Annotated in this window: 24 protein-coding genes; 9 read left to right on the top strand and 15 right to left on the bottom strand. The window is 70.0% G+C overall.

Annotated features, from left to right (window positions below):
* Positions 1-142 precede the first annotated feature (142 nt).
* On the top strand, positions 143-805 hold the full coding sequence (locus ACIBTX_RS06185; protein WP_357131759.1) for a hypothetical protein: 663 nt from the start codon (positions 143-145) through the stop codon (positions 803-805).
* A gap of 339 nt (positions 806-1,144) precedes the next feature.
* On the top strand, positions 1,145-2,590 hold the full coding sequence (locus ACIBTX_RS06180; protein ID WP_357131756.1) for a non-reducing end alpha-L-arabinofuranosidase family hydrolase: 1,446 nt from the start codon (positions 1,145-1,147) through the stop codon (positions 2,588-2,590).
* Between the two features lie 62 nt (positions 2,591-2,652).
* Here ACIBTX_RS06180 and ACIBTX_RS06175 read toward each other — a convergent pair whose 3' ends face one another.
* Positions 2,653-3,657: a hypothetical protein gene (locus ACIBTX_RS06175; protein WP_357131753.1), complete on the bottom strand. Its 1,005-nt coding sequence runs from the start codon at positions 3,655-3,657 to the stop codon at positions 2,653-2,655.
* A 256-nt stretch (positions 3,658-3,913) separates the two neighbouring features.
* Here ACIBTX_RS06175 and ACIBTX_RS06170 point away from each other — a divergent pair, with 256 nt between their 5' ends.
* On the top strand, positions 3,914-5,143 hold the full coding sequence (locus ACIBTX_RS06170; protein ID WP_396832111.1) for a GH25 family lysozyme: 1,230 nt from the start codon (positions 3,914-3,916) through the stop codon (positions 5,141-5,143).
* 57 nt (positions 5,144-5,200) lie between these two features.
* On the opposite strand, the gene ACIBTX_RS06165 is transcribed toward ACIBTX_RS06170, so the two are convergent.
* The 3 genes from ACIBTX_RS06165 to ACIBTX_RS06155 all read right to left on the bottom strand — a co-directional run bounded on the left by ACIBTX_RS06165 (position 5,201) and on the right by ACIBTX_RS06155 (position 8,096).
* Positions 5,201-5,857, bottom strand: coding sequence for a response regulator transcription factor (locus ACIBTX_RS06165; protein ID WP_357131747.1), 657 nt, complete (start codon positions 5,855-5,857; stop codon positions 5,201-5,203).
* On the bottom strand, positions 5,845-7,071 hold the full coding sequence (locus tag ACIBTX_RS06160; protein ID WP_357131744.1) for a sensor domain-containing protein: 1,227 nt from the start codon (positions 7,069-7,071) through the stop codon (positions 5,845-5,847). The genes ACIBTX_RS06165 and ACIBTX_RS06160 overlap by 13 nt, the downstream gene beginning before the upstream one ends.
* Before the next feature lie 185 nt (positions 7,072-7,256).
* On the bottom strand, positions 7,257-8,096 hold the full coding sequence (locus ACIBTX_RS06155; protein WP_357171814.1) for an ATP-binding cassette domain-containing protein: 840 nt from the start codon (positions 8,094-8,096) through the stop codon (positions 7,257-7,259).
* Positions 8,097-8,312: 216 nt separating this feature from the next.
* Between ACIBTX_RS06155 and ACIBTX_RS06150 the strand changes: the two genes are divergently transcribed.
* The 3 genes from ACIBTX_RS06150 to ACIBTX_RS06140 all read left to right on the top strand — a co-directional run bounded on the left by ACIBTX_RS06150 (position 8,313) and on the right by ACIBTX_RS06140 (position 12,120).
* Positions 8,313-9,473, top strand: a complete 1,161-nt coding sequence (locus ACIBTX_RS06150; RefSeq protein WP_396832109.1) for a low temperature requirement protein A — start codon at positions 8,313-8,315, stop codon at positions 9,471-9,473.
* Positions 9,474-9,721: 248 nt separating this feature from the next.
* Positions 9,722-10,840 (top strand): ricin-type beta-trefoil lectin domain protein, encoded by a 1,119-nt coding sequence (locus tag ACIBTX_RS06145; RefSeq protein WP_357171812.1) that lies wholly within the window; start codon positions 9,722-9,724, stop codon positions 10,838-10,840.
* Positions 10,837-12,120: a cellulose binding domain-containing protein gene (locus ACIBTX_RS06140; RefSeq protein WP_357171811.1), complete on the top strand. Its 1,284-nt coding sequence runs from the start codon at positions 10,837-10,839 to the stop codon at positions 12,118-12,120. Before ACIBTX_RS06145 ends, ACIBTX_RS06140 begins: the two co-directional genes overlap by 4 nt.
* A 96-nt stretch (positions 12,121-12,216) precedes the next feature.
* On the opposite strand, the gene ACIBTX_RS06135 is transcribed toward ACIBTX_RS06140, so the two are convergent.
* The 4 genes from ACIBTX_RS06135 to wrbA form a co-directional block, all read right to left on the bottom strand.
* Positions 12,217-12,813 (bottom strand): TMEM175 family protein, encoded by a 597-nt coding sequence (locus ACIBTX_RS06135; RefSeq protein ID WP_357171810.1) that lies wholly within the window; start codon positions 12,811-12,813, stop codon positions 12,217-12,219.
* Between the two features lie 152 nt (positions 12,814-12,965).
* Complete coding sequence (locus ACIBTX_RS06130; protein ID WP_357131726.1) at positions 12,966-14,168, bottom strand: low temperature requirement protein A; 1,203 nt, start codon at positions 14,166-14,168, stop codon at positions 12,966-12,968.
* 140 nt (positions 14,169-14,308) lie between these two features.
* Positions 14,309-14,734: a peptidase inhibitor family I36 protein gene (locus ACIBTX_RS06125; RefSeq protein ID WP_357131723.1), complete on the bottom strand. Its 426-nt coding sequence runs from the start codon at positions 14,732-14,734 to the stop codon at positions 14,309-14,311.
* A 284-nt stretch (positions 14,735-15,018) separates the two neighbouring features.
* Positions 15,019-15,627: an NAD(P)H:quinone oxidoreductase gene (gene wrbA, locus ACIBTX_RS06120; protein WP_357131720.1), complete on the bottom strand. Its 609-nt coding sequence runs from the start codon at positions 15,625-15,627 to the stop codon at positions 15,019-15,021.
* Between the two features lie 140 nt (positions 15,628-15,767).
* Between wrbA and sigJ the strand changes: the two genes are divergently transcribed.
* Together sigJ and ACIBTX_RS06110 are read left to right on the top strand one after the other, a co-directional pair.
* The gene (gene sigJ, locus ACIBTX_RS06115; RefSeq protein ID WP_357131717.1) at positions 15,768-16,703 is read left to right on the top strand and encodes an RNA polymerase sigma factor SigJ; all 936 of its coding nucleotides are present in this window, start codon (positions 15,768-15,770) and stop codon (positions 16,701-16,703) included.
* 225 nt (positions 16,704-16,928) lie between these two features.
* A complete protein-coding gene (locus ACIBTX_RS06110) occupies positions 16,929-17,306 on the top strand; it encodes a hypothetical protein (protein ID WP_357131714.1) in 378 nt (125 codons plus the stop codon).
* Here the strand turns inward: ACIBTX_RS06110 and ACIBTX_RS06105 are convergent, their stop codons facing one another.
* The 7 genes from ACIBTX_RS06105 to ACIBTX_RS06075 form a co-directional block, all read right to left on the bottom strand.
* Positions 17,307-18,071, bottom strand: coding sequence for a hypothetical protein (locus ACIBTX_RS06105; protein ID WP_357131711.1), 765 nt, complete (start codon positions 18,069-18,071; stop codon positions 17,307-17,309).
* Positions 18,061-18,657: a hypothetical protein gene (locus tag ACIBTX_RS06100; RefSeq protein ID WP_396832108.1), complete on the bottom strand. Its 597-nt coding sequence runs from the start codon at positions 18,655-18,657 to the stop codon at positions 18,061-18,063. Before ACIBTX_RS06100 ends, ACIBTX_RS06105 begins: the two co-directional genes overlap by 11 nt.
* Complete coding sequence (locus tag ACIBTX_RS06095) at positions 18,654-19,907, bottom strand: sulfotransferase (RefSeq protein WP_357171807.1); 1,254 nt, start codon at positions 19,905-19,907, stop codon at positions 18,654-18,656. Before ACIBTX_RS06095 ends, ACIBTX_RS06100 begins: the two co-directional genes overlap by 4 nt.
* A gap of 19 nt (positions 19,908-19,926) precedes the next feature.
* Complete coding sequence (locus ACIBTX_RS06090; RefSeq protein WP_357131702.1) at positions 19,927-22,095, bottom strand: ATP-binding cassette domain-containing protein; 2,169 nt, start codon at positions 22,093-22,095, stop codon at positions 19,927-19,929.
* A gap of 8 nt (positions 22,096-22,103) precedes the next feature.
* Positions 22,104-22,286, bottom strand: coding sequence for a hypothetical protein (locus tag ACIBTX_RS06085; RefSeq protein ID WP_357131699.1), 183 nt, complete (start codon positions 22,284-22,286; stop codon positions 22,104-22,106).
* Positions 22,279-25,347: a type 2 lanthipeptide synthetase LanM family protein gene (locus ACIBTX_RS06080; RefSeq protein WP_396832107.1), complete on the bottom strand. Its 3,069-nt coding sequence runs from the start codon at positions 25,345-25,347 to the stop codon at positions 22,279-22,281. The genes ACIBTX_RS06085 and ACIBTX_RS06080 overlap by 8 nt, the downstream gene beginning before the upstream one ends.
* A 100-nt stretch (positions 25,348-25,447) precedes the next feature.
* Entirely contained in the window at positions 25,448-25,663 is a 216-nt protein-coding gene (locus ACIBTX_RS06075) for a hypothetical protein (protein WP_357131693.1), read from the bottom strand.
* A 410-nt stretch (positions 25,664-26,073) separates the two neighbouring features.
* Between ACIBTX_RS06075 and ACIBTX_RS06070 the strand changes: the two genes are divergently transcribed.
* Positions 26,074-26,274, top strand: coding sequence for a hypothetical protein (locus tag ACIBTX_RS06070; protein WP_357131690.1), 201 nt, complete (start codon positions 26,074-26,076; stop codon positions 26,272-26,274).
* Positions 26,275-26,326 lie beyond the last annotated feature (52 nt).

Here is a 26,326-nt window from a genome sequence, read left to right as displayed (position 1 = left end):
GTGAACAAGAACCCGCCCGCCGACGAACCGATGGCGAACAAATATCCGCAGCGGCCGCTCGCGGATCGCGGGCCGCCGGATCTGGGATAGGAATACGAGTCGTACCCGCACCTGCCTCAGTCATCGGAGAAGGACGATCACCTTGCGCCCCCCGTTTCGGGCCGTCGCCCTGCTGGCCACGACCGCCGTACTCCTCGCCGGCTGCGGCTCCGGCGACGACTGGTCCCAACCCCGTCCCACGCCGAGCGCGCTCGGCACGCTCGGCCCGGGATTCGTCGACACCGCCGCGACGCCCGCGCCGGAGGCGACCATCACGCCGAAGCCCGGTTCGTGGGCCGACGTGCACCCGTCGAAGGACTACCGGGTGGTGCTGCTGACCGCCGGCGCGGACGCGCCCACCAAGGCCCTCGTGACGGCGGTACGGAGTTGGGCCGACGACGAGCACCTCGACCTGCGCACGGTCGTCGTCGGCGATCCGCACGAGGCCGTGGCGGGCATCAGCAAGGCGATCGGCATGAACGCCGACCTCATCGTCACCGCGGGCAACGACCTGATCGACCCGCTGGCGTTGGTCACACCGAACCACCTGGACGAGAGGTTCCTGGTCGTGGGCGCCGAGCTGGCCGAGCCCACCCACAACGTCACCGCCGTCGACTGGGAGGGCGCGTCGTTCCGCGGTGAAGGGCTCGGCATGTCCTCGACGTACGACGCGGGCTCGTTCACCGCCGAGCGCTGCGCGGCCGCCATCCGGGCCGGCGTGGCCGCCGTGCTCAACGGCCTGACCGGCATCGTCGTCTGGCTCTGACCTCCCGCTGTGCTCGCCGCGGCAGGTTGTTTTCGCTGCGACCGGTTGTTGAGGTGGCGTGACGAGCAGATGTTATCGATAACAGCGACGGCACCCCATCATCCGCTCTGTCGACCACCCGGTCCGCAGTGGCCGGTGCCCGCACCCTGCCCGGCCGGCAACCGTAGCCACCTGCTGAAGCCCTGGTCAGCGAGGTGATGAGGTCGTTTACGTGTCGGCGAGACATCGAGGTTGATGGTTTGGGAGCGCTCCCGTAACATACTCGAAGCGGCTGTTAACGCTCACCTAACAATCACTCCCACGAATGTGGAGGCCGCCGTCCCGTCAGGAGGGTGCTCGATGACCATATTCAGACCGACCAATCTCGGGGTCGTCTCGGCCGGTGTCGCGTTACTGGCGTCGGCGACGGTTGCCGTGGCGCTGCCGGCCGGCGCGGCCGCGGCGGGCTGCTCGGTGAACTACGCCGTGTCGTCCGACTGGCCGGGTGGCTTCGGCGCCAACGTCACGATCACGAACCTCGGCGATCCCGTGAGCAGTTGGACGCTGACGTGGTCGTACAGCGCCGGGCAGACGATCACGCAATCGTGGAACACCACCCTGACGCAGAGCGGGGCGGCGGTGACCGCGCGGAACGTGAGCTACAACGGTTCGATCGCGACCAACGGCACGGCGTCGTTCGGGTTCAACGGCTCCACGACGGGCAGCAACCCGGCACCGACGAGCTTCGCGCTCAACGGCGTGACCTGCAACGGCGGCACCACACCCACCACGCCGCCGCCCACCACGCCGCCACCGACCACTCCGCCGCCGACGACCCCGCCGCCCACCACGCCGCCACCCACCACGCCGCCACCGACGACGCCGCCGCCGAACACGTGCAACCTGCCGTCGTCGTACCGGTGGTCGTCGACCGGGGCGTTGGCGCAGCCGAAGTCGGGCTGGGTGTCACTCAAGGACTTCACCGTCGCCCCCTACAACGGCCGCCAGCTCGTCTACGCGACGACCCATGACTTCGGCACCCGCTGGGGCTCGATGAACTTCGGTCTGTTCACCAACTGGTCGGAGATGGGCTCGGCCAGCCAGAACACCATGAACAGCGGCACCGTCGCGCCGACCCTGTTCTACTTCGCGCCCAAGAACATCTGGGTGCTGGCCTACCAGTGGGGTGGCACCGCGTTCTCCTACCGCACCTCCACCGACCCCACCAACGCCAACGGCTGGTCCGCTGCCCAGACCCTGTTCACCGGCAGCATCACCGGCTCCGGCACCGGCCCGATCGACCAGACCCTGATCGCCGACGACCAGAACATGTACCTCTTCTTCGCCGGCGACAACGGCAAGATCTACCGCGCCAGCATGCCGATCGGGAACTTCCCCAGCAGCTTCGGCTCCAGCTACACGACCATCATGAGCGACTCCACCAACAACCTCTTCGAAGCGCCCCAGGTCTACAAGCTCCGCGGCCAGAACAAGTACCTCATGATCGTCGAGGCCATCGGCGGCCAGGGCCGCTACTTCCGCTCCTTCACCGCCACCAGCCTCAACGGCAGCTGGACCCCCCAGGCCGCCACCGAGAGCAACCCCTTCGCCGGCAAGGCCAACAGCGGCGCCACCTGGACCAACGACATCAGCCACGGTGAGTTGATCCGCACCAGCGCCGACCAGACCTTCACCGTCGACCCCTGCAACCTCCAACTGCTCTACCAGGGCCGATCGCCCTCCTCCAACGGCGTCGACTACGGCCTGCTGCCGTACCGCCCCGGCCTGCTCACCCTGCAACGCTGACCTGATCCACCACCCGCGGGGCGGGCCCGGCACAGCCGGGCCCGCCCTCGTGGCGGCGCAGCTCACGAGGACGACTTCCAGCGCGGGCCGTCGCGCACCAATCTGGCGCTGAGCAGGACGAGTCCGAGCAGGCCGACGAGCCACGCCGCCTCGACGAGCGCGGGTCGTACGCCCACCGCCTCGGGGAAGTACGACGTGGTCTGCAACAGCGCGATGACGCTCCCGTTCGGGTGGATGACGCTGATGGTCCGGTACGGCTGCGGGAGGAGAGCGGTCGCCACGGCACCGCCCGAGGCCGCGTTGCCGATCGCGATGAAGATCAGCCACGTCGGGACCACCGCCCACCGGCCGATCAGGATCACCATCAGCGTGCTGAACAGGCCGGTGACGGCGATCTGGGCGGCCAACGTACCCCAGAGGGCCGGCAGGGGCGCCGGAAGCGCCCCGAGGATCGGACCCACGGTGACCGCCAGCGCGATCCCGCCCACGACGGCGAGGCCGGCGAGAATGGCGAGCCAGGTCCGCAGCGGCACCCGGCCGACGTTGATCCGCAGTTGCAGGGCCGTCAGGAAGCCGAGCAGGGTCGCGGCGATCATCACGTAGAACGCGGCCAGACCCGAACGGTCGGTGTCGGGCAGCGGCCGGACGTCCGTCACGAGCAGTTCCCGACCACCCTGCTCGTTGAGCTGTAGAGCGGCGTTGCGCAGCACCTGGGCGAGTGTGTTGCCGGCGGCGCTGGCGACCAGCAGCCGCGACCGGCCGGGTTCCACCACCAGCGCCGCGTAGACCCGTTGTCGCTCGATGGCGCGCTGGGCTTCTCCGGCGGTCGGGTAGCTCTGGTACCGCAGCGCGCCGCGCATGCGCGACCGCAGCTCCTGCGCGACCCCCGCGTCGGCAGTCGCGTCCCCGACGAGCGCCGTCGGGATGCGGTTCGGCGGCGGTCGGTCCAACGCCAGGGTGTACGAGGCCACGAAGGCCACGGCCAGCGCGATCCCGACGGCCACGACGGTCAGCACCGTGCTGAGCTCACCGGGTTTGTGCTCCCCGTCAGCCGTGTTCTCCGTCAAGAGAGTTCCCCCTGGTTCGCTTCGCGGTAATGACGAGCATGCCCTCGTCCTGTCGCACCCGTGCCGCGAACAGGGTGATCACCTGCGAATCGAATGGGGAAAGGCGAAACCAAATGTCCACCGTACGGCTCGACGCAGGTGCCGATGATCTGAATTCGGTGCGCAGGACAGCGCGACCCATCGTCGACAAGGGATACTCTCCGGGCCCACGCCGATGGTCAATTGACCTCGCGAGCAAGGAGAACCCCACCTCACCATGCCTAGAAGACTGCTCTGCGTGCTGATGTCCGCCAGTCTCGCCGTTGGTACGGCGCTCGGCGTGACACAGCCGGCGCAGGCCGCCGACCCCTCCGTCGACGGTGGTGGCCGGGCGAACGCCGGCATCGCCCCGGGCGCGCGCAGCTCCGCGATGGCCAAGAGCGCCGCCATCCCAGCGGGTTACACGGTCCGGGGAATCGACGTCTCCAGCCACGACCACAACCTCGGCCCGATCAACTGGCCGGCCGTCGCGGCAAGCGGCGTCAAGTTCGCCTACGTCAAGGCTACGGAAGGTCGGACGTACCTCAATCCGTATTTCGCCGAGGACTACGCGGCCGCCAAGGACGCCGGACTTCTCGTCGGCGCGTACCACTTCACCCGGCCGGACAAGCGCGACCCGATCAACGAGGCCAACTTCTTCGTCGACAATGCGAAGTTCGCCAAGGACGGTCAGACCCTCGTGCCGATGGTCGACATCGAGTGGCCGTACTGGAGCGGAGCGCCCACCTGTTACGGGCTCACCCCGACCGAGATGTCGAACTGGATCAAGTCCTTCACCGACCAGGTCAAGGCCCGCATTGGCCGGCCCCCGATGATCTACACGAACACCAACTACTGGAACCCCTGCACCGGCAAGAACGCGTCGTTCGGCGCGAACCCGTTGGACATCGCCGGCTACACCACGGCTCGTCCGCCACTGCCGGCGGGTTGGACCACGGAGGCCATCTGGCAGTACGCCGCCGGCAACCCGAGCCAGCCCGGCAACTACAGCCAGAACGTCTTCAACGGCACCTACGCGGCGCTCACCAAGCTCACCAGCACGCCGGTGGCCGCGCCTCCCGTCGCCCTCCGCTCGCGGGCGAACAAGCGCTACGTGGTGGCCGAGAGCGCCGGCACCAAGCCGCTGATCGCCAACCGCACCACCGTTGCCCGGTGGGAGCAGTTCGACGTGATCAGTGCCGGCGGCGGTTACGTCGCGCTCCGCTCGCGGTCCAACGGTCGGTACGTGAGCGCGGAGAGCAAGGGAACGAAGCCTCTCATCGCCAACCGGACCAAGGTCAGCACGTGGGAGAAGTTCACCATCGTCAACAACTCGGACGGCACGATCAGCCTGCGCGCCGCGGCCAACGGCAGATATGTGGTGGCGGAGAGCAAGGGCACCAAGCCCCTCATCGCCAACCGGACGTCGATCAGCAGCTGGGAGAAGTTCGACCGGATCTCCCTCTGATCGCCGCCGCCTGCCCGGTGCCCTGATCGCGGGGGCGCCGGGCAGGCGGTTCCGGGGCTACCGCTGCCCGCCGTCGAGGTAACGCAGCACCGCGGTGACCCGACGGTCGGCGCGGTCGTCCGGCGGCAGCTGGAGTTTGGCGAAGATGCTCCGGATGTGCTTGTGCACCGCGCCGTCGGTGACGAACAGCCGCTCGGCGATCGCGGTGTTACCGAGCCCTTCGGCCATCAGTCCCAGCACCTCGCGCTCGCGGGGCGACAGCTCGCCCAGCGCCGTGTCCGTCCGCCGGTTGCGGGCGAGCAGTTGGGCCACCACCTCGGGGTCGATAACGCTGCCGCCATCGGCGACCCGGCGCAGCACGCTGAGGAACTCCTCGACCCGGCCCACCCGTTCCTTCAACAGGTAGCCGAGGCCGACGGCGCCCACCGAGAACAGTTCGGTGGCGAACGCCTGCTCCACGTACGCCGAGAGGACCAGCACCGCGAGGCCCGGGCGACGTCGCCGGGCCTCCACCGCGGCCACGATGCCCTCATCGGTGTGGGTCGGCGGCATCCGTACGTCCACGATCGCCACGTCCGGCGCGTGCTCGTCGACGGCGACCAGGAACTCGCCCGGCGTACCCGCCGTGGCCACCACGTCCAACTCCTCCGCCCGCAGCAGCAGCGCCAACCCCTCGCGCAGCAGCGGGTCGTCCTCCGCGATCACGATCCGCACGGCAGCTCCACACGCATCCTCGTCGGTCCTCCCGGTGGGCTGGTCAGTGCCATCCGCCCGTCGTACGCCTCGACCCGCCGGCGGATGCCGGTGAGCCCGGAGCCACGCGCCTCGGCGGCGCCGCCGCGCCCGTCGTCCTCGACGGTCACCAGTAGCTGGCCCTGCTCACGACGGACGGCGACGTCCACCCGGCTCGCGCCGCTGTGCCGGACGACGTTGGTCAGCGCCTCGGCCACCACGAAGTACGCGGTGGCCTCGACCGATGCCGCGCAGCGGACGGCAACGTCGACCGTGAGCCGACAGGGCACCGCGCAACTCGCGGCCAGGCCCGCCAGCGCACCGGCAAGACCTCGATCGTCAAGCACCGGCGGCAGGATGCCCCGCACCACCGTACGGAGTTCGCCGAGGGCCTGTTCCGCCGCGTCCTGCGCCTGCCCGAGGATCTCGTCGGCGCGGTCGGGGTCACGCCGCACGGCCCGCCGCGCCGCCCCCAGCAGCACGTTGACCGCGACCAGCCGATTCTGCGTCCCGTCGTGCAGCGACCGCTCGATGCGGCGCAGCTCCAGCGCGTGGGCGTCCAGCGCGGCGGCCCGGGTGGCGGTCAGCGCGGCCACCCGCAGCGACAGGTCGATCCCCGGCGGCGGAGGCAGCAGCAACCGGCCGGGCCAGGCCTGGACCCGGGCCAGCGCCGGACCGAACCCGATCGCGGCGACCAGCCAGCCCACCCCGAGCAGGCCCACCAGGAGCGCTTCGGACAGCTCGTCCACGCGCCACCAGACGATCCCCGGAGCGCCGTCCTCGGGTGCGACCAGCCGGTACCAGAGCGGAAAGGTGATTTCCTGGAGGGCGTTGAGCGGCAGGGCGAGGCCGACCAGCCCCGACAGCAGTCCGATGACCGAGTGCAGCATGATCCAGCCGACTTCCCGGCGGACGAACGGATCACGTGCCGCCTCCCGCAGCCCCTCCTGCACCGGCCCCGGTGCCGGGATCGGCGCGCCCCAGCGGGACAGCCGGGCGCGCTCCCGATCGGCCACCGAACGCACCGCGCGCAGTGCGCCGGGCACCAATCCTCGGCCCAGTCCGGTCAGGCAGACAAGCGCCACGACCGCCGCCCACAGCAGCGCGCCCAACGCGAGCAGGGCGGTGCCGAGCCCGCCGACGAGGTGTTCGAGGGCGTCGACGGATGCCCGGAACCGGCCTCGCACGTACGCCATCGCCGCCCACCTCCCGCGCCAACATAGGTCACGGTGGGCACCCTCGGCAGCGTCCGCGGCGGAAAGTGCAGCCTGCTGTACCAGCGGTTGTCGAGCTGGGGGGATCGTCGCCGTGGGTTACCGCTTCGCCGCCATCCCGCCAGATCTGATCGGCCGTTCACGCCGAAGGCGTACCCGAATTGGTTCTAGCCGGTGGCGACCGCCGCCCGTCGGACGGACCCGGCGCGGGCCGCCCAGCGCCCGTCCTCGTGGCGTACCTCGATGGGGTGCGCGAAGGCCGCCGAGACCTGCGCGGTCGTGACCGTCTCGTCGGCCGGGCCGGCGGCGACCACGCTGCCGCCGTTGATCAGCATGGCGTGGGTGGTCGTCGCCGGAAGTTCCTCGAGGTGGTGGGTGACCATGATCGAGGCGAGGCTGGGGTGGGTCTCGCGGAGCAGGTCGATGGTCTCGAGCAACTGTTCGCGGGCCGCGACGTCGAGACCGGTCGAGGGTTCGTCCAGCAGCAGTAGTCGCGGCTGGCTGATGAGCGCCCGGACGATCAGGGCACGGCCGCGCTCGCCCTGCGAGAGAGTCGGCCAGCGCTCGTCGGCCCGGTCGACCAACCCGAACATGCCCAGCAGGGAATCCGCCCGGTCACGGTCGTCCCGGGTCGGCTGCCAACGCGGCGGCAGGTCGATCGACCCGACGAGCCCGGTCAGGACGACCTCCCGGATCGTCAAAGGTGACCGCAGCGGATGACGGGGGTTCACGTGACCGATCGCCCTGCGGAGCTGCTGCAGGTCGACGCGGCCGAGTCGTTGACCGAGGATCCGTACGGTCCCCGAGGTCGGGTGGGTCAGCGCACCGCAGAATCCCAACAGCGTGCTCTTGCCCGCCCCGTTCGGGCCGAGCAGCGCCCAGTGCTCGCCTTCGCCCACGGTGAGGTCGATGCCGTGCAGGATCTGCTTGCCGTTCCGCCGGAACGTCACGTCGCACAGTTCGACGACGGGAGACGGCGGGTGGGGCTCGGCGGTCCTGGGGAGCATGGGCCCTCTATCGGTACGGCGACGGTTGCCCTGCACCGTGCCACAGACCGGTCGTACGGGTCAGTGACCAGGGCCACCGCCGTCGTACGCGCCCCATCGGGGGTATCCCTCGACGGGCTCACTCGTTGGTAGCCGTGTGCCGCGCGCCATTCGGTCCGGATGTCCGGCGTCGTCGCGGCGGCGTGGGCGGACGACGGCAGCGGGGGCGGCGAAGCCATGACGAGGGCGGACCCGACCGGGCCACGACGCAAACCCAGCTCGTCGGCTCGGGCCACCCTCCTGGAGTTGTTCTTCGACGTCTTCTACGTGGCCGTGTTCGCGCAGTTGTCGATGCAGTTGGCCAATGATCCGACCTGGGCGGGGCTCGGGCAGCGACTCGTCCTGTTGTTGGCCGCCTGGTGGACCTGGTCGGTGACGGTGAACACCACCGAGTTCTACGAGCCGCAGCTCCGGGCGGTCCAGGGTGTGGTCGTCGGCACGATGGTCGGCGTGTCTCTGCTCGCGGTCGCCCTACCGGGGGCCTACGACGGGCGGGGCCTCCTCTTCGCCGCCGCGTACGTCGGCCTCCACCTGGCCCGGGGAATCATGCTGATCGTCGCGCTGCGTCCACGCCGGGCGCACGCGCGGGAGGAGCGCTTCCTCTTCTGGTTCGTCGTGTCCGGCGTGCTGTGGGTCGCTGGCGGCCTCGCCGAGCCGGGTTGGCGTACCGGCCTCTGGATCGGCGCGCTCGCGATCGACTACCTGGCGGCGGCGCTGCGCTACCCGACGCCACTGCGCGGACGGATACCGCTGGAGCAGTACAGCCAGTTGAGCGTCCATTTCGGCGAGCGCTATCAGCAGATCGCGATCCTGGCGCTCGGCGAGCTGACCCTGATGACCACGCTGACGTTCGGCAGCACCCCGTACACCCCGGCCCGCGCCGTCGCGTTCGCCGCCGCGATCCTCACGGCGCTGTTGTTCTGGCAGATCTACGTGTTGCAGAGCAACAAGCTCGTCGACCGCTCGGCGCACTCGCGCCCACGCCACTCGGTGTACCTCGCGCCGTACGTCTACGCCCTGGTGGTGACCGGGGTCATCGCCACGTCGGCGGGGGTGGACCTCGTACTCCACGAGCCCCTGCGGACCACCCCGGCGAGCTGGGTGGTCCTCATCGCCGGTGGGCCGGTCCTGTTCGTGATCGGGCGGATGAACTCCGAGTACGTACTCCTGGGCCAGCTACCGAAGTCGCGCCTGGCCTGGCTGGCGCTGCTGGTGGGCGCGACGCCCGTGTTGATGCTGCTCGACCCCGTCCTCGTCACGGTCGCCGCGGCGGGCGTCCTGGTCGGCATCACGCTCAGCGACACCTGGCGGCTTCGCGCCCGCGCCCTGGCGAGCTGAGGGCGCGGCTGCCGTCGAGGTAGACCAGATCGGGCCAATGAATCTACACTCATCTCTGTTAGCGCTCACACTCGTCCCAGTGCTGAGGCAGAACGCCGTGCCGATCCGACGATCGGCGCGAGCCGGGCCACGCCCGGCAGCCGGCGGCTGCTCGGTCCGGCCGGCCCCCTCTCGGATGTCGACTGCCCCGGGCGGCCCTACCGATCGGCCAACGCCCTCGGCCAGCTCTACCAACCAAGGGGAGATCCATGCGAACGAGGGCACGATGGCTCGCGACACTCGCCGCGCTCGGTGTCGTGATCGCCGGGGTGGTGGCACCCACCAGTCCCGCCAGCGCAGAGTCCAACGGTGGGGTACGCGTGATGCCGCTCGGTGACTCCATCACCGAGGGCACGCAGGTGCCCGGCGGATACCGCATCGGGCTCTGGCAGCGGCTCGCCGCCGGCCGGTACACGGTGGACTTCGTCGGATCGCAGTTCAACGGGCCAGCCAGCCTGGGCGACCACGACCACCAGGGGCATCCCGGCTGGCGGATCGACCAGATCGACGCGAACATCGTCAACTGGCTCAACACCCAGCGGCCGGCGACCGTCCTGCTGCACATCGGCACCAACGACATCCTGCAGAACTACAACGTGAGCACCGCGCCGAACCGGCTCTCCACGCTGATCGACAAGATCACCACCACCGCGCCCACCGCCGAGGTCTTCGTCGCCCAACTCATCCCGCTCTCCAACAGCAACCAGGAGAACGCCGCCCGGACCTTCAACGCGGCCATCCCCGGCATCGTGCAGAGCAAGGTCAACGCCGGTAAGCGCGTACACCTGGTCGACATGCACAGCGCCCTCACCACCGCCGACCTGATCGACGGCATCCACCCCACCTCCGGCGGATACGACAAGATGGCCGCCCGCTGGTACAGCGCGTTGCAGTCGGTCCCCGGCAGCATCGGCAACCCGAGCAGCGGCGGCGACCCGACCACCACCACCACCCTCGTGGGTACGCTGTCCGGCCGGTGCGTCGACGTCCCCGGCTCCTCCACCACCAACGGCACCCAGGTGCAGCTGTGGGACTGCCACGGCCGCACCAACCAGCAGTGGACCTACACGTCCACCAAAACCCTGACGGTGTACGGCAACAAGTGCCTCGACGCCGCCGGCTACGGCACCTCGCCGGGCACCCTGGTCACCATCTACGACTGCCACGGCGGAACGAACCAGCAGTGGAACGTCAACGCCAACGGCACCATCACCGGCGTGCAGTCCGGCCTCTGCCTGGACCCCTACAACCAGGGCACCGCCAACGGCACCAAGCTCGTCCTCTGGACGTGCACGGGCCAGACCAACCAGCAGTGGAGCCGTCGATGAAGCAGCCGACACGATGGCTGACGGCCGGGCTCGCGGTGGTCCTCGGCCTGGCGCTCGCCACGACGACCCGGGACGCGGCGGTCGCGGACAGCCCGTACCAGCGAGGCCCGGACCCCACCCTGGCCAGCGTGGCCGCCACCCGAGGTCCGTTCGCCACGACGCAGGCGACCGTGCCGGCCGGAAACGGCTTCAACGGCGGGTACGTCTACTACCCCACCGACACCAGCCTGGGCACCTGGGGCGCGGTCGCGATCGTTCCCGGTTACTCCGCGCTGTTCGCCAACGAGGAGGCCTGGATGGGCCCCTGGCTGGCGTCCTTCGGATTCGTGGTGATCGGCATCGAGACCAACAGCCGTACCGACGGCGCCGACGCGCGGGCCACCCAACTGCTCGCCGCGCTGGACTACCTCACCCGGACGAGCCCGGTCCGCAACCGGGTCGACCCGAACCGGCTGGGCGTCATGGGCCACTCGGCGGGCGGCGCGGGCACCCTGCTCGCCTCGCTGCGGCGGCCCACCCTGAAGACGGCGGTCGGTCTCGCGCCCGGCACCCCCGGCAACAACCTGAACATGTCCAGCACGCAGGTGCCGACCATGCTCATCTCCGGCCAGAACGACGGGACGGTCACGCCCTCGTACGTCCAGGGCATCTACAACAGCCTGCCGGCGAGCGTCGAACACGCCTGGGCCGAGCTGGCCGGCAACGACCATCTCTCCTTCACCAGGTCGAACCCGACCGAGATGCGGCTCCTGATCCCCTGGCTGAAGACGTTCCTCGACAACGACACCCGCTACACCCAGTTCCTCTGCCCGCTGGCGGACAGCCGGGGCGTGTCGCGGTACAGCGCCACCTGCCCCCTGGTGCCGCCGGGTGAACCGACACCACCACCCACCACGGGTACGCCCACCACACCGCCGCCCACCACGCCGCCTCCGACGACGCCACCACCCACCACGCCACCACCCACCACGCCGCCACCCTCCGACGCTGCCTGCACCGCGGCCTACCACACGGTCAACTCGTGGTCGGGCGGCTTCCAGGGTGAGGTCACGGTGACCGCGGGCACGACCGCCGTCAACGGGTGGACCGTCCGCTGGACGCTGGGCAACGGGCAGAGCATCAGCCAGGTCTGGAACGGCACGCTGAGCACCAGCAGCTCGACAGTGACCGTCCGCAACGCCACCTACAACGGCTCGCTCGCCCCCGGCGGCACGGCCACGTTCGGCTTCCTCGCCACCGGTACGCCGACCAACCCGTCGCCAACCTGCACCAGCCCGTGAACAGCCGCGTGGCGGTCGTCGGCCTGGAGTCCGCTGACGACCGCCACGCGGGTCCGAGCAGTTGCCCGGTCAGCGCCGTCATGCCCAGCGGCGCGGTCAGCGATCCTCGTCGTCGAGCGGAACCGGTTCGAGCGCGGGCAGGGGCAGCCAGAAGACGGGGATCATCAGGGCGTAGATGACCAGCCCGGCGGCGGGGGCGACCGTACCGACCGCCGCACCGAGGAGAGTCAGCACCGGTCCCGCCAGGAAGCGTCTCCCCACGAGCCTGCCCGCGTGCGCGCTGACCCGCGGATTCAACAGCCTCGGCGCGCGCATCGCGTACCACCAGAGGGCGTTGAAGAAGATCGCGCCCAGGCCGAAGGAGCCGCCGAAGAACAACACGGCGAGCGGCTCACCCGACCCGTTGCGAAAGGCCGCCGCGAGTACGGAGGCCGCGAACGGCAGGAACGCAACGGTCATCAGCAGCACGGTGTTGAGCAGGAGCACCCCTCGATCAGCGGCGACGACCTGGTCGAACATGACATGGTGGTTGGTCCAGATCGACGCGATCAGGAAGAAGCTCAGCACGTACGCCAGGAACGAGGGCCACAGCTCGACCAGACCCCGACCGAGGTTGGAGGTGTCCTCGGGCGGGTGGATCTCCAGCACCAGGAGCGTGATGGAGATGGCGAAGACGCCGTCGCTGAAGAACACGGTCCGGCTGGGGTCCCGGAGAGCGCTGTCCTGTAGCGCAGCCTCATCCCCCGGTCGTGTCCGCCGCCGGAAGCGCCACCGCCTGGCCATCAGCCTGCCCGGCCGAACGGACAAAAAGCCATAGATTGGAGCATAGTCGGGAAATCGTCCCGTCAACCTCCGACGTCGGGTGGAGAGGGCTGCTCGGGGGGTTTACCCATCGCGCGCATCGCGTCCGAGATGGCGATGCCGGCCAGGACGGCGACGGCGGTGCCGGCCACGGCCAGCGGCGGCACGAGGATCATCGCGGGCGCGACGGCGACCAGCAGGAGGGCGCCGATCAGCCGGGAGCGGGACACCCGCGCGAACACCGCGTGCTCGACCAGCATGCGTCCAGCCAGGAACAGCACCGGTCCGCCGAGGATGGCGATGATCCAGGAGGCACCGGTGGGCCCGAACGGATGGGTGATCACGATTTCGTAGCCGACGGCGATCGCGACGGTGCCGACGACCATGAGCATGTGGGCGATGAACGCCTCCCGGATGAGGTGCGCCGGGTCACGGGCGGCCGTGAGCGCCCCGGGCAGCAACTGGCCCGCCTTGAAGAGGTACACCCGGAACAACAGCACGGTCGTGGCGAACGAGACGGCGAACGCCGCAGCGGCGCCGCCCTCCTGGAACGACGTGTCGCTGTAGGCCGATCCGGTGGTCAGGATCAGCTCACCGAGCGCGATGATGAAGAACTGTCGGTACCGCTCGGAGATGTACTCCGCCGACACCGGCCAGCCCGGTCGGCTGGAGATGTTCCACGGCGCGGGGTAGAAGAGCAGCAGCGCCGTACCGTCGATGGCGAGGGCGAGCGCCCACAGCACCGTCCGCGCCGCACCCGGCAGCAGCGCTCCGACGATCCACGGGACGGCGGACATCGAGAACCACAGGAGCACCCCCGCCGCTCGACTCTGCGCCTTCAGACCGCGCAACGCCGGCACGATGACGAGGCCACGGACGATGTGCACCGCCACGTACGAGCCGGCGAAGACCAGACCCCCGGCACCGAACGCCTCCGGCACCGCGACCGCCATCATCAGGGCGCCGAGCATGGCCGTGTAGACCACGAACTGGACCTGCGGCCGCTCGGAGTTGTAGAGATCGGTGACCCACGCCGTGACGAACCAGAGCGACATGAAGGCCATCAGCAACAGGAACGTCTCGCCGACCTCGGCGAGGACCATTCGCCCCTCGGTCAGGTCCTCGACGAGCCGATGGGAGACCCGGTTGAGCGCGAAGACGAACACCAGGTCGAAGAAGAGCTCCAGGAGGCTCGGCCGCTGCGGCTGCTCCGGCTTGCGAAGCAGCGTTGCTGCGCCTGTCGACATCCCGCCGCCCGACCTTGCCCGGATTCTTCACCTGTTGGGAATTGATACCACCTTCGGCGGCCCATCGGGGCCGGTACGACATACCGCCGCCCTTTGGCGTCACCACCCGAGGCGTCCGGACCACGGAGACCGGCTTCCGCTCAGTCGTAGAACACGATGAACGCTGATGCGGAGTCGTTCGGGATCTCGTCTCCGCCACCCCTGAAATCCACTCCACTGTGCGCGGGAACGAACGTGATCCTGCCGCCGCCACTGCCGGCGGCGAAGCCGTGCTCGAAGACACCGATCGTGTGATTACTGCCGTTCCACACGGAGGACGCTGAATCGTTCAGGTTTTTTCCGTTGGTGTACTGGTACCAGCGGAAATCGGCGAAGCTGGCACCGGCATCGACGGTCCGGAACGCCATGGTCGAACCCGTCCAGCCAAAGTTCTCGTAGAAGCAGACCTCCACATACTTCTCGGCGCACCTGTACACCGCCTGTGCGGCCGTCGGGGCGACCGTCACCGAGACCACGACGGCCGCGGTGGTAGCGAACGTAGCCGCGAGAGCTTTGCGCTTCTTCACGTCATCTCCAACAAGAAATAGCCGGCAGAAATTTGCCACGAACCTACGGGCCAGTTCTTGATTCCTTCTGAACATCCCGTTCAGACGAGCTGCGGCGTTCTGCTCCAGGGCTCCGGCAAGAGCCCGAAAGGCCCCGGGCTCGAACGGCTCGCCCCACGGGAACGTCCCGGTCGTGCAAGGCCCGGAGAGCCCCGCAGACGCTCGCCGTACGCCACCGGTTCCAACCCCGCACCGGTCCCGACGGCGCGCTATCACGACCAGGTCCGGTACGTCGTCGCGAGTGATCAGGCGGCAGCGCCCGCCTTGAGGCGGGCGGTGATGTCGACGACCCGTCGGGCCTGATGGCGGGCCGCCTGGAGGACCACCTCGCCGGGCGGGCCGTCGCCGACCACGTGGGAGGTGCCGTAGGGGTTGCCGGCCTGGAACTGGACGGGGTCGGTGTAGCCGGGGGGCACGATGATGCCGCCCCAGTGGCAGAAGGTGTTCGCCAGCGCCAGGAGAGTGGACTCCTGGCCGCCGTGCGCCGTGTTGGATGAGGTGAACGCCGAGTACACCTTGTCGGCGAGCTTGCCCTGAAACCACAGCGGGCCCGTCGTGTCGATGAATGCGCGTAGCTGGCTGGCCGGGTTGCCGAAGCGGGTCGGGGTGCCGAAGAGCACCGCGTCGGCCCAGTCCAGATCGTCGTGGCTGGCCTCGGCGATGTCCGCCGTCTCCTGCAGGTGCCGGTCCCACTCCGGCCTGGCGCTGACCGCCGCCGCCGGTGCGGTTTCGAGCACCTTGCGCAGTCGCACGGTGGCGCCGGCCTTCTCGGCGCCCTCGGCGGCGGCCTGCGCCAGCGTGTGGATGGTGCCGGTGGAGCTGTAGTAGATGATCGCGACATGCACGGGTTCCACGGTCGATCTCCTCCCTCTGCGGTTCTGACCGGTACGACGAGACAGCGCGAGAAGATGTGAGGCGACCTGCGACCGCACAATTCGCGGCGACGGTTCGTCGTAAGGGGTGAGCCAGATCGTTCGAAGGAGTCGGTGAACCCATGGCCCACCCACCCGAGCGGCTGCACGACCGGCCCGATCCGAGCCTCAGCGCGATCATCAGCGAGCGCCGTCAGCTGACCAACCTGGCGTACCGACTGCTGGGCTCCCTGGGCGACGCGGAGGACGTCGTGCAGGAGACCTACGCCCGCTGGTACGCCATGTCCCCCCGACAGCAGGAGGGCATCGACGCTCCCGGCGGCTGGCTGACCACAGTTGCCAGCCGCATCTGCCTGGACCTGCTCCGCTCGGCGCGGGTCAGGCGCGAGCGTTACGTGGGCGAATGGATCCCGGAGCCGCTCCCCGACCGGGCCGAATGGATCAGCGGCCGGTCAAGCGGCGACGCCGACCCCGCCGACCGGGTCACCCTCGACGAGTCGGTCAGCATGGCCTTCCTGGTCGTCCTCGACGCGATGACCCCTGCCGAGCGGGTCGCGTTCATCCTGCACGACGTCTTCGGCTACCCCTTCGCCGAGGTGGCCGCGATCGTCGGCCGTACCCCCGGAGCCTGCCGTCAGCTCGCCACGTCGGCCCGCCGCCGCATTCACGTGCCGCGGCCCGATGCGGGCTCGTCGGCACGACGTGCCGATCTCGTCCGGGCCTTCAAACGCGCGTGGGAGGCCAAGGACATCGACGCGCTCATCGGCCTGCTGGCGTCCGACGCCACGGCGACCGGCGACGGCGGGGGGCACGTCACCGCCGCGCTCCGCCCGATCGAGGGAGCCGAGCAGGTAGCCCGCTTCTTCGTCGACCGGCCCACGGCGGCGGCCGGCGTGACACTTCAGGACTGCACGGTCAACGGCCAGCCCGGTCTGGTGGCTCGGCGGTACGGCGTCCCGGTGTCGGTGATGGCGTTCGACGTCAGCGACGACCACATCCACCACATCTGGGCCGTACTCAATCCCGACAAGCTCCGCTCCTGGAGAGCGACCTGTTGACCACGGGTCCACTGTGGAGGTTTTCGGGCGAGTGTCATGAGACTGTCATGTTTGGTCACCCGGCCGGGGGATACTTCAATCACGTTCGACTATCCACGGGGGATAGTGGTACGGGGGATCGGCTCAGCGGCCGAGTCAGTGCCGCCCGGCCACCGCCGCGCCGCAATGCCGGGTGAGATGATGATCAGGCCCGGTGTCTCCATGAGTTGCGGGGGACGACAGGACGTGCAGTCGCACACGCCAGGGCAGCAGTTCACGCAAGAAGGCGCTCAGGCCGGCTCGGTCGCGGGCTCACCGCAGGCGCCGGAAGTCGCCATCGATCGGCTGGCTCAGCTTTCGCAGGACCTGGAACAATTGGCCGAGGCGATCCTCGACCAGTGCGCGGATGTCAGCCAGCAAGATACCGAGTCCGATGCGGTTGAGCTGATCACCAAGGTGCTGACGCTGCAGACGCGCTCGGTCACCATGGTGGAATGCGCCGTCGCGCACGCCCGCTACCGAGGCGTCAAGTGGCGGCAGATCGGGGATCTGCTGGGCGTGAGCCGACAAGCAGCTCACGCCCATTTCAGCAACATCGTGCAGCAGCACCGGTGTCCCACGTGATCAGACCAGCAGGCGTGCGCCGGCCATGGCGAACAGGCCGGCGCCGAACGACCACAGGAACCGTCCGAGGCCCATGATGATGGCGACCGACACGTGCATGAGGATCGCGCAGACCATCCAGGCGATGAGCGGCCATCCACCGAGAATGAGGAAGATCGGGCAGGAGACCTCGATCAGGATCACGCTCCAGGCGGTGAGCCGCGTGATCGTGGGCCGGTTGAGCATGTGCCAGGCGATCTGCGCCGAGCCGAACCGCGGCGAGTTGACCGCCAGAGCGACCTGACGTCCGTGCCGCCACGCCGGCACCCGGAGCTTCGCCACGCCGCTCCACAGGTAGGCGAGGCAGACGTTCAGGGCGACCAGCCACGCCGCCCAGTCGGTCAGGGCGGTCGACGGCACCAGCCAGAGCACGCCGAGGCCGGCCAGCACGATCATGAGCATGATGTCCGCGCCGTCACCGAGCGGTTGGAGTGCGACCATCAGGTAACCGAGGATCAGAACGGCCGCCAGCCCTCCACCGGACAGGCACGCTCGCGGGTCGACGAGGAACCAGCCGCCGAGCAGGGCCGGCAGCAGGGCGATCATCCGGTGCGCGAGCACCCACCGCGGGCCGGCGGCGGCGTCCGGGCGCCGCCAGCGGGCCAGCCCGGGAAGCGCGGCGGTCAGCTCGGCGCCGGTCACCAGCAGGGCGATGCCGGCCACCCGGGCGGCCAGCGGGAACAGGTCGTCGGCGAAAAGACCGCTCGGGAACCATTCAGCTGTCATGACGGATCTCCGATCGGCTGCTTGCTGCGGGGAGGACGGGTTCGCGGGCGGACACGAAGATCGTGCGAGGCGGCGATGTGGTCCAGTACCCACGGGTCAGCACCAGCCGGAACTCGGCCCGGTCCGCAGTTGTGGGGTCGGCGGTCTGCAGCGCTGAGCGGCGTACCGACGCCATGACCCGCCGGTATGCGGGGTCGTCACGCATGTCGCGGCCGTCGGCCGCACCCCCGCTGATCAGCCGGTACGCCAGGATCTGCGCGCTCTGATCGGCGCGCTGGCTGGGCCGCCACATCGCGGACCACCAGCGCCAGCGGTTGCTCGTCAGCGGTGTCCAGGGGTGCTCGTCCGCGTCGGCCGAGGTGGCCGCCGCCGATCTGCTGTGCATCCGGTAGGACAGGTCGAGGTCGAACATGCCGAAGCGCTGAGCGAACAGCCCCCAGAACGGCAGGATCGACCGCAGCGTTGCGACCCCGATCCGGACCTGTCGCATCCGGCGGTCCACCGCCGGCACGAAGCTGATGATCGCGGCCGCGGTGTAGGCGGAGAACAGCAGCAGGAAGCACCACGCCAGGAGGTGACCGATCATCGCGCACCGACCGTGTCCGCCAGGGCCCGTGGGCCGGTGGCCTGGTGCCGGTCGCGCAACCCGGCCACGACGTCGGCCACGCGGGAGACGCCGCCGACCGCACGCAGCGCCCCCGTGCGCAGCACACCACCGATGTTGGCCTCCCCGGTGACGACGCCCCGCAGGGTGGCCGAGTCGGTCAGGATGCGGGCCCGCGGCAGGCACGGCCGGTCGCAGAACGACGCCTCGCCGGTCGCGGGGTCGATCAGCCAGGAGGACTGCCGGTCCTCGATCGTCACCAGCACGTGGTCCCGCAGGCGGTCCTGCTCGTGGGAGCAGAGCCGCGGGGCCGGATCGTCGCCGCCCAGCACGTCGGCCAGCGCAGTGACGGCAGACCGGCCCGGGCTTTCGCCCGCCGGCCCTTCGGACGGCAGGGCATTCCAGTCGGGTCCGACCTCCGGGTGGTCCAGCTGTCGCAGGCACTCGTTCATCCGCTGCATGAGGTCGGGCGGGATCAGGTGGATCGGTACGCGTCGTCCCGTACCCACGCTGTCGGCGGAGACCCGGTCGGTGAACGGCAGCTTGTGGTCGCCGGCGCCGATGTCGTGCTGTCCGGCGAAAGCCGACCGGGACAGGCCGGGGACGTCCTCGACGCCCAGGAATCCGGTCAGCCGGCGCAGCTCGCGGTCCGGGTCGCGGGCGAGGTCCTCGTACCGGACGCGCACCGTGCGGTCCGGGTTGCGTCGCTCGTAGCTCAGCAGCGCCTCGGTGTGATCGCACCAGTACCGCACGAGCGCGTGCACGGTGTTGCCGGGGGACTTCTGGACGTACTTCTCGAAACCGTACGCGGCGAAGCCCCAGCGGCTCGCGTCCAGGCCGGACATCACGAAGTCGAGGCAGTGCCGGTGCAGGGCGACGAAGCGGGCCTGCGGAAAGACGTCGGAGAGCAGCGGTGCCAGCCAGAGGTTATCGAGCGACTTGTCGCACCAGAGGCGCTTGTCGCGGGCCCGGGCGTACGCGCGCATCGGCCGGTCCACCGCCGTGCGGATCTCGTCGATCACCTCGGTCGGCAGCGGACCTCGACCACCGGAGAGGCAGACCTGCCGCCAGGCTCGTTCGGTGGTCTCGCACACCCGGGCCACGCTCGTCTCGGGTGGGCTCGCCAGCTCCGGATGGGCGTCCAGCAGAACCCGCAACAGGGTCGACCCTGACCGGGCGAAGCACAGGATGAAGACCGGGCCGTCGGTGCTGGTGCGCGGCTCGCTCGTCATGGCGTTACCTCCAGTCTGATCAGTTGACGGCGCTGACGTCGGTGAGGGACCGCGGGCCACCCGGGACGACCGTGAGCGGGGTGAGATCACCCGCGGTCATCCGCAGCGCCCGATCGCAGGCGCCGAGGACCGGCGCCGAATGGGCGACCACGATCCGGGTACCGGGCATCATCTGCAGCGCGGTGAGCACGGTCTGCTCGGTGCCCGGGTCCAGGTGGCTGGTGGGCTCGTCGGCCACCAGCAGGTCCGGCCGGGCCAGGAAGGCGCGGGCCAGGGCGAGGCGTTGCCGCTGCCCGCCGGAGAGGTGCATGCCTCGGCTGCCGATCGGAGTGTCGAGCCGCAGCGGCATCGCCGCGACGTCCTCCTCGACAGCGGCGAGCTCCAGCGCCTCCCATACCGCCCGGTCGGGCACGCCAGCGCGCCACGCCAGCACGTTGTCGCGGATAGTGCCAGAGAACAACTCCGGGTCCTGCGGTACGTAGGCATAGGACAATTCGCCGGGCGTCCGCCGGCCGCCTGCGTCGACGCGCACCCGGGTCACGGTGCCCGATCGCGGCTGGTACAGGCCGAGGAGAAGGTGGATGAGGGTGGTCTTGCCCCCACCGGTGGCCCCACCGATGCCGAGCAGTTCGCCGGGGCGCACCTCCAGTGACACGTCGTCGACCACATCGGCGCCGTCCTGGTGATAGCGATAGCTGACCCGCTCCAGCCGGATCGCCGCTCGGGCCGGCTGCCGGTCGGCGCCGGTGACGTCAGCGGTGTCCTGGCCGGTAGCCGTATCGCCGGCATGCGCGACCGGCGCCGGCGCTGCGCCGTCGATGATGTCCTCCAGCCGCTCCAGCTGGCCGCGGACCAGGAAGATGCCCTGCGCCCCGGTCACCAGGCGCCCGAGGGTAGCCAGGAACATGCCCGCGACGGTCAGCATGGCCAGGACGGAGCCGAGCCGTACGGTGCCGTCGGCCGCCAGCCAGACGCCGGTTAGCACGATGGTGATGGGGACGGCGAACTGCACGAGGCCGGTGAAGGCTTGCAGGGTCTGCAGTTCGGAGTCGCGCTTGAGGCCCCGGGCGGCCGACGCCGCGAAGGTCCGCAGCCAGCGTCCGGTCACCCCGGCTTCCAGCCGCATTGCCTTGATCACCGCGTAGTTGTTCACCGCGTCGACCGAGTTGATCTGAAGCTCGGCATCGGCGCGGAGTGCCTCCCGCTGGGCAGCCTCCACCCGCCGACCGAAGGCGACTGCGGCGCCCATCTGCAACGCGGCGCCCAGCAGCGCGATCACCGACAGGGCCGGCGAGACGGCCACCAGGGCGGCCAGATAGATCAGGGTCAGGGGCAGGTGCAGGCCGGCGGCGAGAAGCAGCAGGGTCAGGGAATCCCGGAGGGCGGCGTTGGCGGAGATCCGGGAGAGGATGTCCCCCGCCGCACGCTGCTCGAGGAATTCCAGGTCCTTGCCGAGGAGGTGGTGGACGAAGGCGGTCATCAACCGCGCGTCGATCCGGGCCCGTAGGCGCAGGACCAGTCCCGACTGCAGCAGAGTGCCCAGGAACTGCAGGCCCAGACAGCCGGCCGCCGCGACGCCGACCAGCCAGGGCGACAGGTGCCCCTCGCGGGCCACGGCGGCGTTGACCGCCTCGCGGGTGAGCAACGCCGGGCCGAGAGTGGCGGCGACCATGATCGCCGTGGCGGCGATCAACTGACCGCGCAACCCGCGAGAACTCCGCGTGATCACTCCCCGCAGGGACAACCGCGACGCGACGTCCGGCGACGAATGCTGCCGCCCGTCACCGGCAACGCCGAAGACGATCAGCGGCCCGGACATCCGCCGCGCAAGGGCCTCCGCATCGCAGCGTTGCCGGCCCTGCCCCGGATCGACCATCTCGACCTGGCCACCCCGCACACGGGTGAGCACCACGAAGTGGTTGCCGTCCACGTGCAGGACCGCCGGCATCGCGGTCGAGGTGACCGCGGCGCGCAGATCCTGCACGGCGTACGCCCGCGCGGTCAGTCCATGGGCGGTGGCCGTCGCTAAGATCCGGGCGACGGACGTACCGTCCCGGCCGCTACCGAGAGCGCGCTGCCAGAAGCCGGTCGAGGCGCTGCGGCCGAGAGCGCTGCCGACCATCGCCAGACAGGCCGCGGCGCAGTCCGACTGGGACATCTGCAGGATCGTCTGAACCCGTTTCGCCATCGCTGCCGCTACCTCCCGATCCGGTCCACGACCAGCACCAGCACTCCGAGCGCGAGCAGGATCCACACCGCGAGCGCCACCCACAGGCGGGTGATCGAGCGCTGCGCGGCCAGCCCACACAGCGCCGCACGTTCCACCCCGGCGGCGGACGCCTCGACGCCTTCGTACGGATCGGTGACGCTGTCACGCATCGCCCCGCGCTCCTTCCTCGACGGGCCCCTCCGGCGACCGGCAGCCGGCCGGCAGGCTGAGCGTCACGACGCGCGGAACGGCGCGTGGTTCCAGATGCCGCAGCAGACCAAAGCCGACGCCCGCGACGCCCGTGAACAGGCCCGGATCCGGCAGCGGCCGCGGCAGGCCCGTCCGCCAGCCGTGCCGCTCAGCGGCCGCGAGGAGTCCACCGAGGTGGACGCCGTACTCCTGCTCGCATCCGGCGGCTCGCAGCAGCTCCAGTGCTCCCATGGCGCCGTGGCAGAGGCTCTGGTCGTACCCGAAACCGTGCTCGACGGTCAGCCGGACCGCCAGGTCGATGTCGCGCTTCTCCTCGCTGTCGATCAGTGCGCCACCGCCGGCCGCCTCCTCGCCGAGTGCCAGTCGGACCAGTCCGATCCCGGCCCCGCCACGGCACCAGCTCTGCCGCTTGCCCTCCTGCGGCACTCCCTCGCGCGCCAGCAGGGCGTCGTGCCAGCCACCCGCGTCGGGACGGCGCTGCGAACGCTCGGCGTCGATGCACACCCGGGCGGCGGTGTCCCATCCGGCGCCGGGAAACAGGCCGGCTCCCCGACCGAAGGCGAGGGCTGCGCCGGACATGCCATGTGCCACGCCCGCCGGGATCTCCTCGGCACTCAGGACGGATTCCAGCTGCATCGCGGTCGATCGGAGGAACCGGTCGGCGGCCGCCGCGTACACCTCCGGGCCGAAGGCCGTGGCAAGCTCGGCCGCCGTGGCGGCGATTCCGGCGGAACCACCGAGCAGGTCCCAGCAGTCGGTCGGCAGCGGGGCCGGTGCCAGCCGGCCAGCGACGTCGCGGGCCCAGCGAGCCAGGCCGGGATCCCCGGCGGAGTGGCCGAGGCACGCTGCCACGTACACCGTTCCCCAGAGCCCGTTCAGCACGCCAAGCTGACGGTTGCGGGCCAGCTGCTCCAGCGTGCTGTGCTGCAGCACGGACTCGGCATCGACCAGCATCGCCGACCGGGCGGAGGTGGCCAGCCGGCTGCGTGATCCGGTGATCAGGTCCAGGTACCCCGCGAACAGGGCGATCCCGGCGACGCCGTCGTAGAGACCGAAGGGGCTCGGTCGCACGCCGAACATTCCGCTGGACACCTCGACACCGCCCAGCCACCAGGCTCGGCCGCGATTGTCGGCCATGTCGGCGGTCAGGGCGTCCCTGATGTCGGTCGCCGCGCGAAGGACGGTGTCGCTGTCCGGCGTTGCAGCGCGGACCGGGGAGTACGACTGCCGGTGCCGTGCATCGGCCGGGATGCGCAACAGTGACAGGGTGGCTCGGATGATCCCGGTCTGCACCCGCAGATCCTCGGCGGACAGCGAGCGCAGCCGCTGGCGGACCAGGTCCAGCCCGCTGACCAGCAGAGCCGACGAGTGCACCAGTTCGCCGTTGGAGAGCAGGTCGACATCACCCGCGCGGCGCTCGAACGTCGGTATGCAACCGTGCAGTAATCCGCGGCGTTCGCTGCCGAACAGATGGAGGGCGAGCTGCCGCTCGTGGGCGTTCGCCGGCCAGATCGTGTTGACGACTTCCTCTTGCTTGAGTGCCGACCGGGCGGCATCGGGATGGCCCAGCTCGTACAGCAACTTGCCGTACTGCCAGCTCGGTCGCACGATGTGCCGCACGCGGGCCCCGGCGAACCCGGCCAGGAGCTGGTCGAGGTGATCACGGTCGGCCAGGAACATTCGGTACGCAGCGACGAAACCGTCGGCGACCGTGTCCTCGTACCCGACCACCGGCACCACGCGGCCGTCGAGCACCGGCATGTGCGTCGCGTCCTCCGCCGGCAGGGACCGCATCACGAACTCGGACCGGCCGTGCTCGTCGACGCGCAGCTCGCGGATCTGCCGGGGCTGCCGCCGTTCGCCGACGGCGCCGAGCATCGAGAGGTCCAGGGCCGTCGGCAGGTCGCCGCGGTGGCCGGGTTCCGGCAGCAGACCGGAGTCCAGGACGGTGGTGGCCTTCACCCCACCCATCTCCTCGACACCGTCGCCACGGGTGCGGAAGGAGGTGGTGAACAGGCACTCGGGATCGACCAGGACGGGCGACCGGCCGTCACACAGCACGTTCTCGTAGTGCAGATCGGTCGCCCGCATCAGGTACGCCAGCGCAACGAGCGCTCCCGAGCGGCGATAGAAGGCCCGCACCTCGTCGGCCGAGCGAGCCGGCGACCACGCGACGAACTCCTGCCACCCGTAGCGACCGCGGTCCACCGATCGGGGAACCCGGGGGGCGAGTCCCGGCTCGTGGCTGTCCAGCCACTGCAGAACCGTGGTGAGCTGGACTTCCAGGGCGAGGCTGCGAGGCTTGTAGAGGAGCTGGGTGTCGTCGGCGAAGGTGAGCAGCAGCACCGCGCCCGGCTCGTGCAGGTCGCCCACGGCGCGTACGGCTCGCATCTGCCCGGCCTCGACCCCGCCGAGCAGCGGCGTGATGAGCGGACCGTCCGCGCGCAGCCTTTGCAGCATCTCGGTGAACGTGCGCAGGTATCCGTCGAGGATGTGCTTCACCTGGCGAAGCAGAGGGGCGTAACGGTCGGCGAATTCGGCTGCGGCGGGGCGGGCCGCGTACCGGACGGCCAGCGTCTTCGCCGCTTCCGCCTCGGTCCGCCGGGCAGTCGGCGCTTCTCCGGCCTTCCCGGCTTCGTCGACCGGGGCGTCGAGATCTTCTGCGGCCGCGCGACACGCGAGCCGGCGAACGTCGCCCAGCAGACTGCGGAGGTAGCGATCGGCCACCGTGGCCGCCGCCCCCTGACCCTCGGCGCGTCCCGCCTCGGTGAGGGCCCTGTGCAGGTCGGCGAGCCGGGGCCACAACGGCAGCAGTGGCCAGAGAACCGGCTCCTCGGTCATCCAGCCGACCGGCGACTCCGCCAGCGTATGCGGCAGCTCCGCAGGCCCGGATCCAGGCGCGTCACCCGCAGGTGGTGGGCTGCCGCCGACGGGAAGGGAGAGTCGGGTACGCAGTGCGTCCTCCGGCAGCGTCCGGAACGGCGGCACCGTGGACCAGCGCCGCATCAGGTCAGTCGACATGGAGCCTCCCCGCGTCATGGATGAGGACGGCCGCCCGCCCCGGTCGGGCCGGGACGGGCGGCCGGTGCACCGGACTACTCGGCGCAGCGCTTCCGCGCGATCAGGCGCAGAGGTTCGACGTCGTCGGGCAGACGACCGTCGGCGGGACGCTGCTGCTGCAGACGAAGGTGAAGAAGTCGAGGCTGTCGGCGGCGCCACCGACGATCGACTCCAGGTACATCTCGTCCAGCGGAGAAGCACCCGCCGGAACGGCCGGCATCGTGGCCTCCTCGGACCCTCGGTTCTGCCAGGCGTCCGTCATACCCTTGATGATCATTGCTCGTCCTCCCTTTCGTTCGTGCGAACAACGGAGACCCCAAGATATCCACAACAGTGACGGGCAACACCCCTTTGTGAATTACTCGGCATCCGCTCGACCGTCTGTCAAATTGGCATTGACGGACGCCTCTGGACACCTTGTCAAACAATTCTTGACAGAGCGGACCCGGCCCTCATTCCGAACGAGGCGCCCACAGATCCGGCCTCGCGTGCGAGCAAGCGGGGCGCGACGTAGGATCGTCCCTATGGGACTTGCCGGAGCAGGGATCGTACTGGGGGTGGCCGCAGTGGCGGCCTTGGCAACGATGCTGGCCAACGTGATCACCCGACACCGCCGACGGCGCCGCTGACCGCCGGCCTGCCCTTCTGCGGGCAGCGCAGTGTCGGAATCCGCGATACCCTTGGACGATGACGATCGTCCTTATCGTTGGATTGTTCTCACTGGTGGCTGGCGCCCTTCTGGCATGGCGCCCGATCGGGATGGCACGCCTGGTCGGCCACTTCGGCATGGTAAAATTCGACCCCGCAAGAACTACCGAGTACCGCACCGCCGGAATGGTGATGGCCGCACTCGGCCTCATCCTCTCCGTGATCGCATTGTTCGCCTGACCCGAGGCGCCTGCCCGCCGTTGCGGGCGCGATCCGGAAGGGTCGCCATTAT

Source organism: Micromonospora sp. NPDC049359 (assembly GCF_044466585.1).
Taxonomy (GTDB): domain Bacteria; phylum Actinomycetota; class Actinomycetes; order Mycobacteriales; family Micromonosporaceae; genus Micromonospora.
This window is presented reverse-complemented; position numbering and strand designations above follow the sequence as displayed.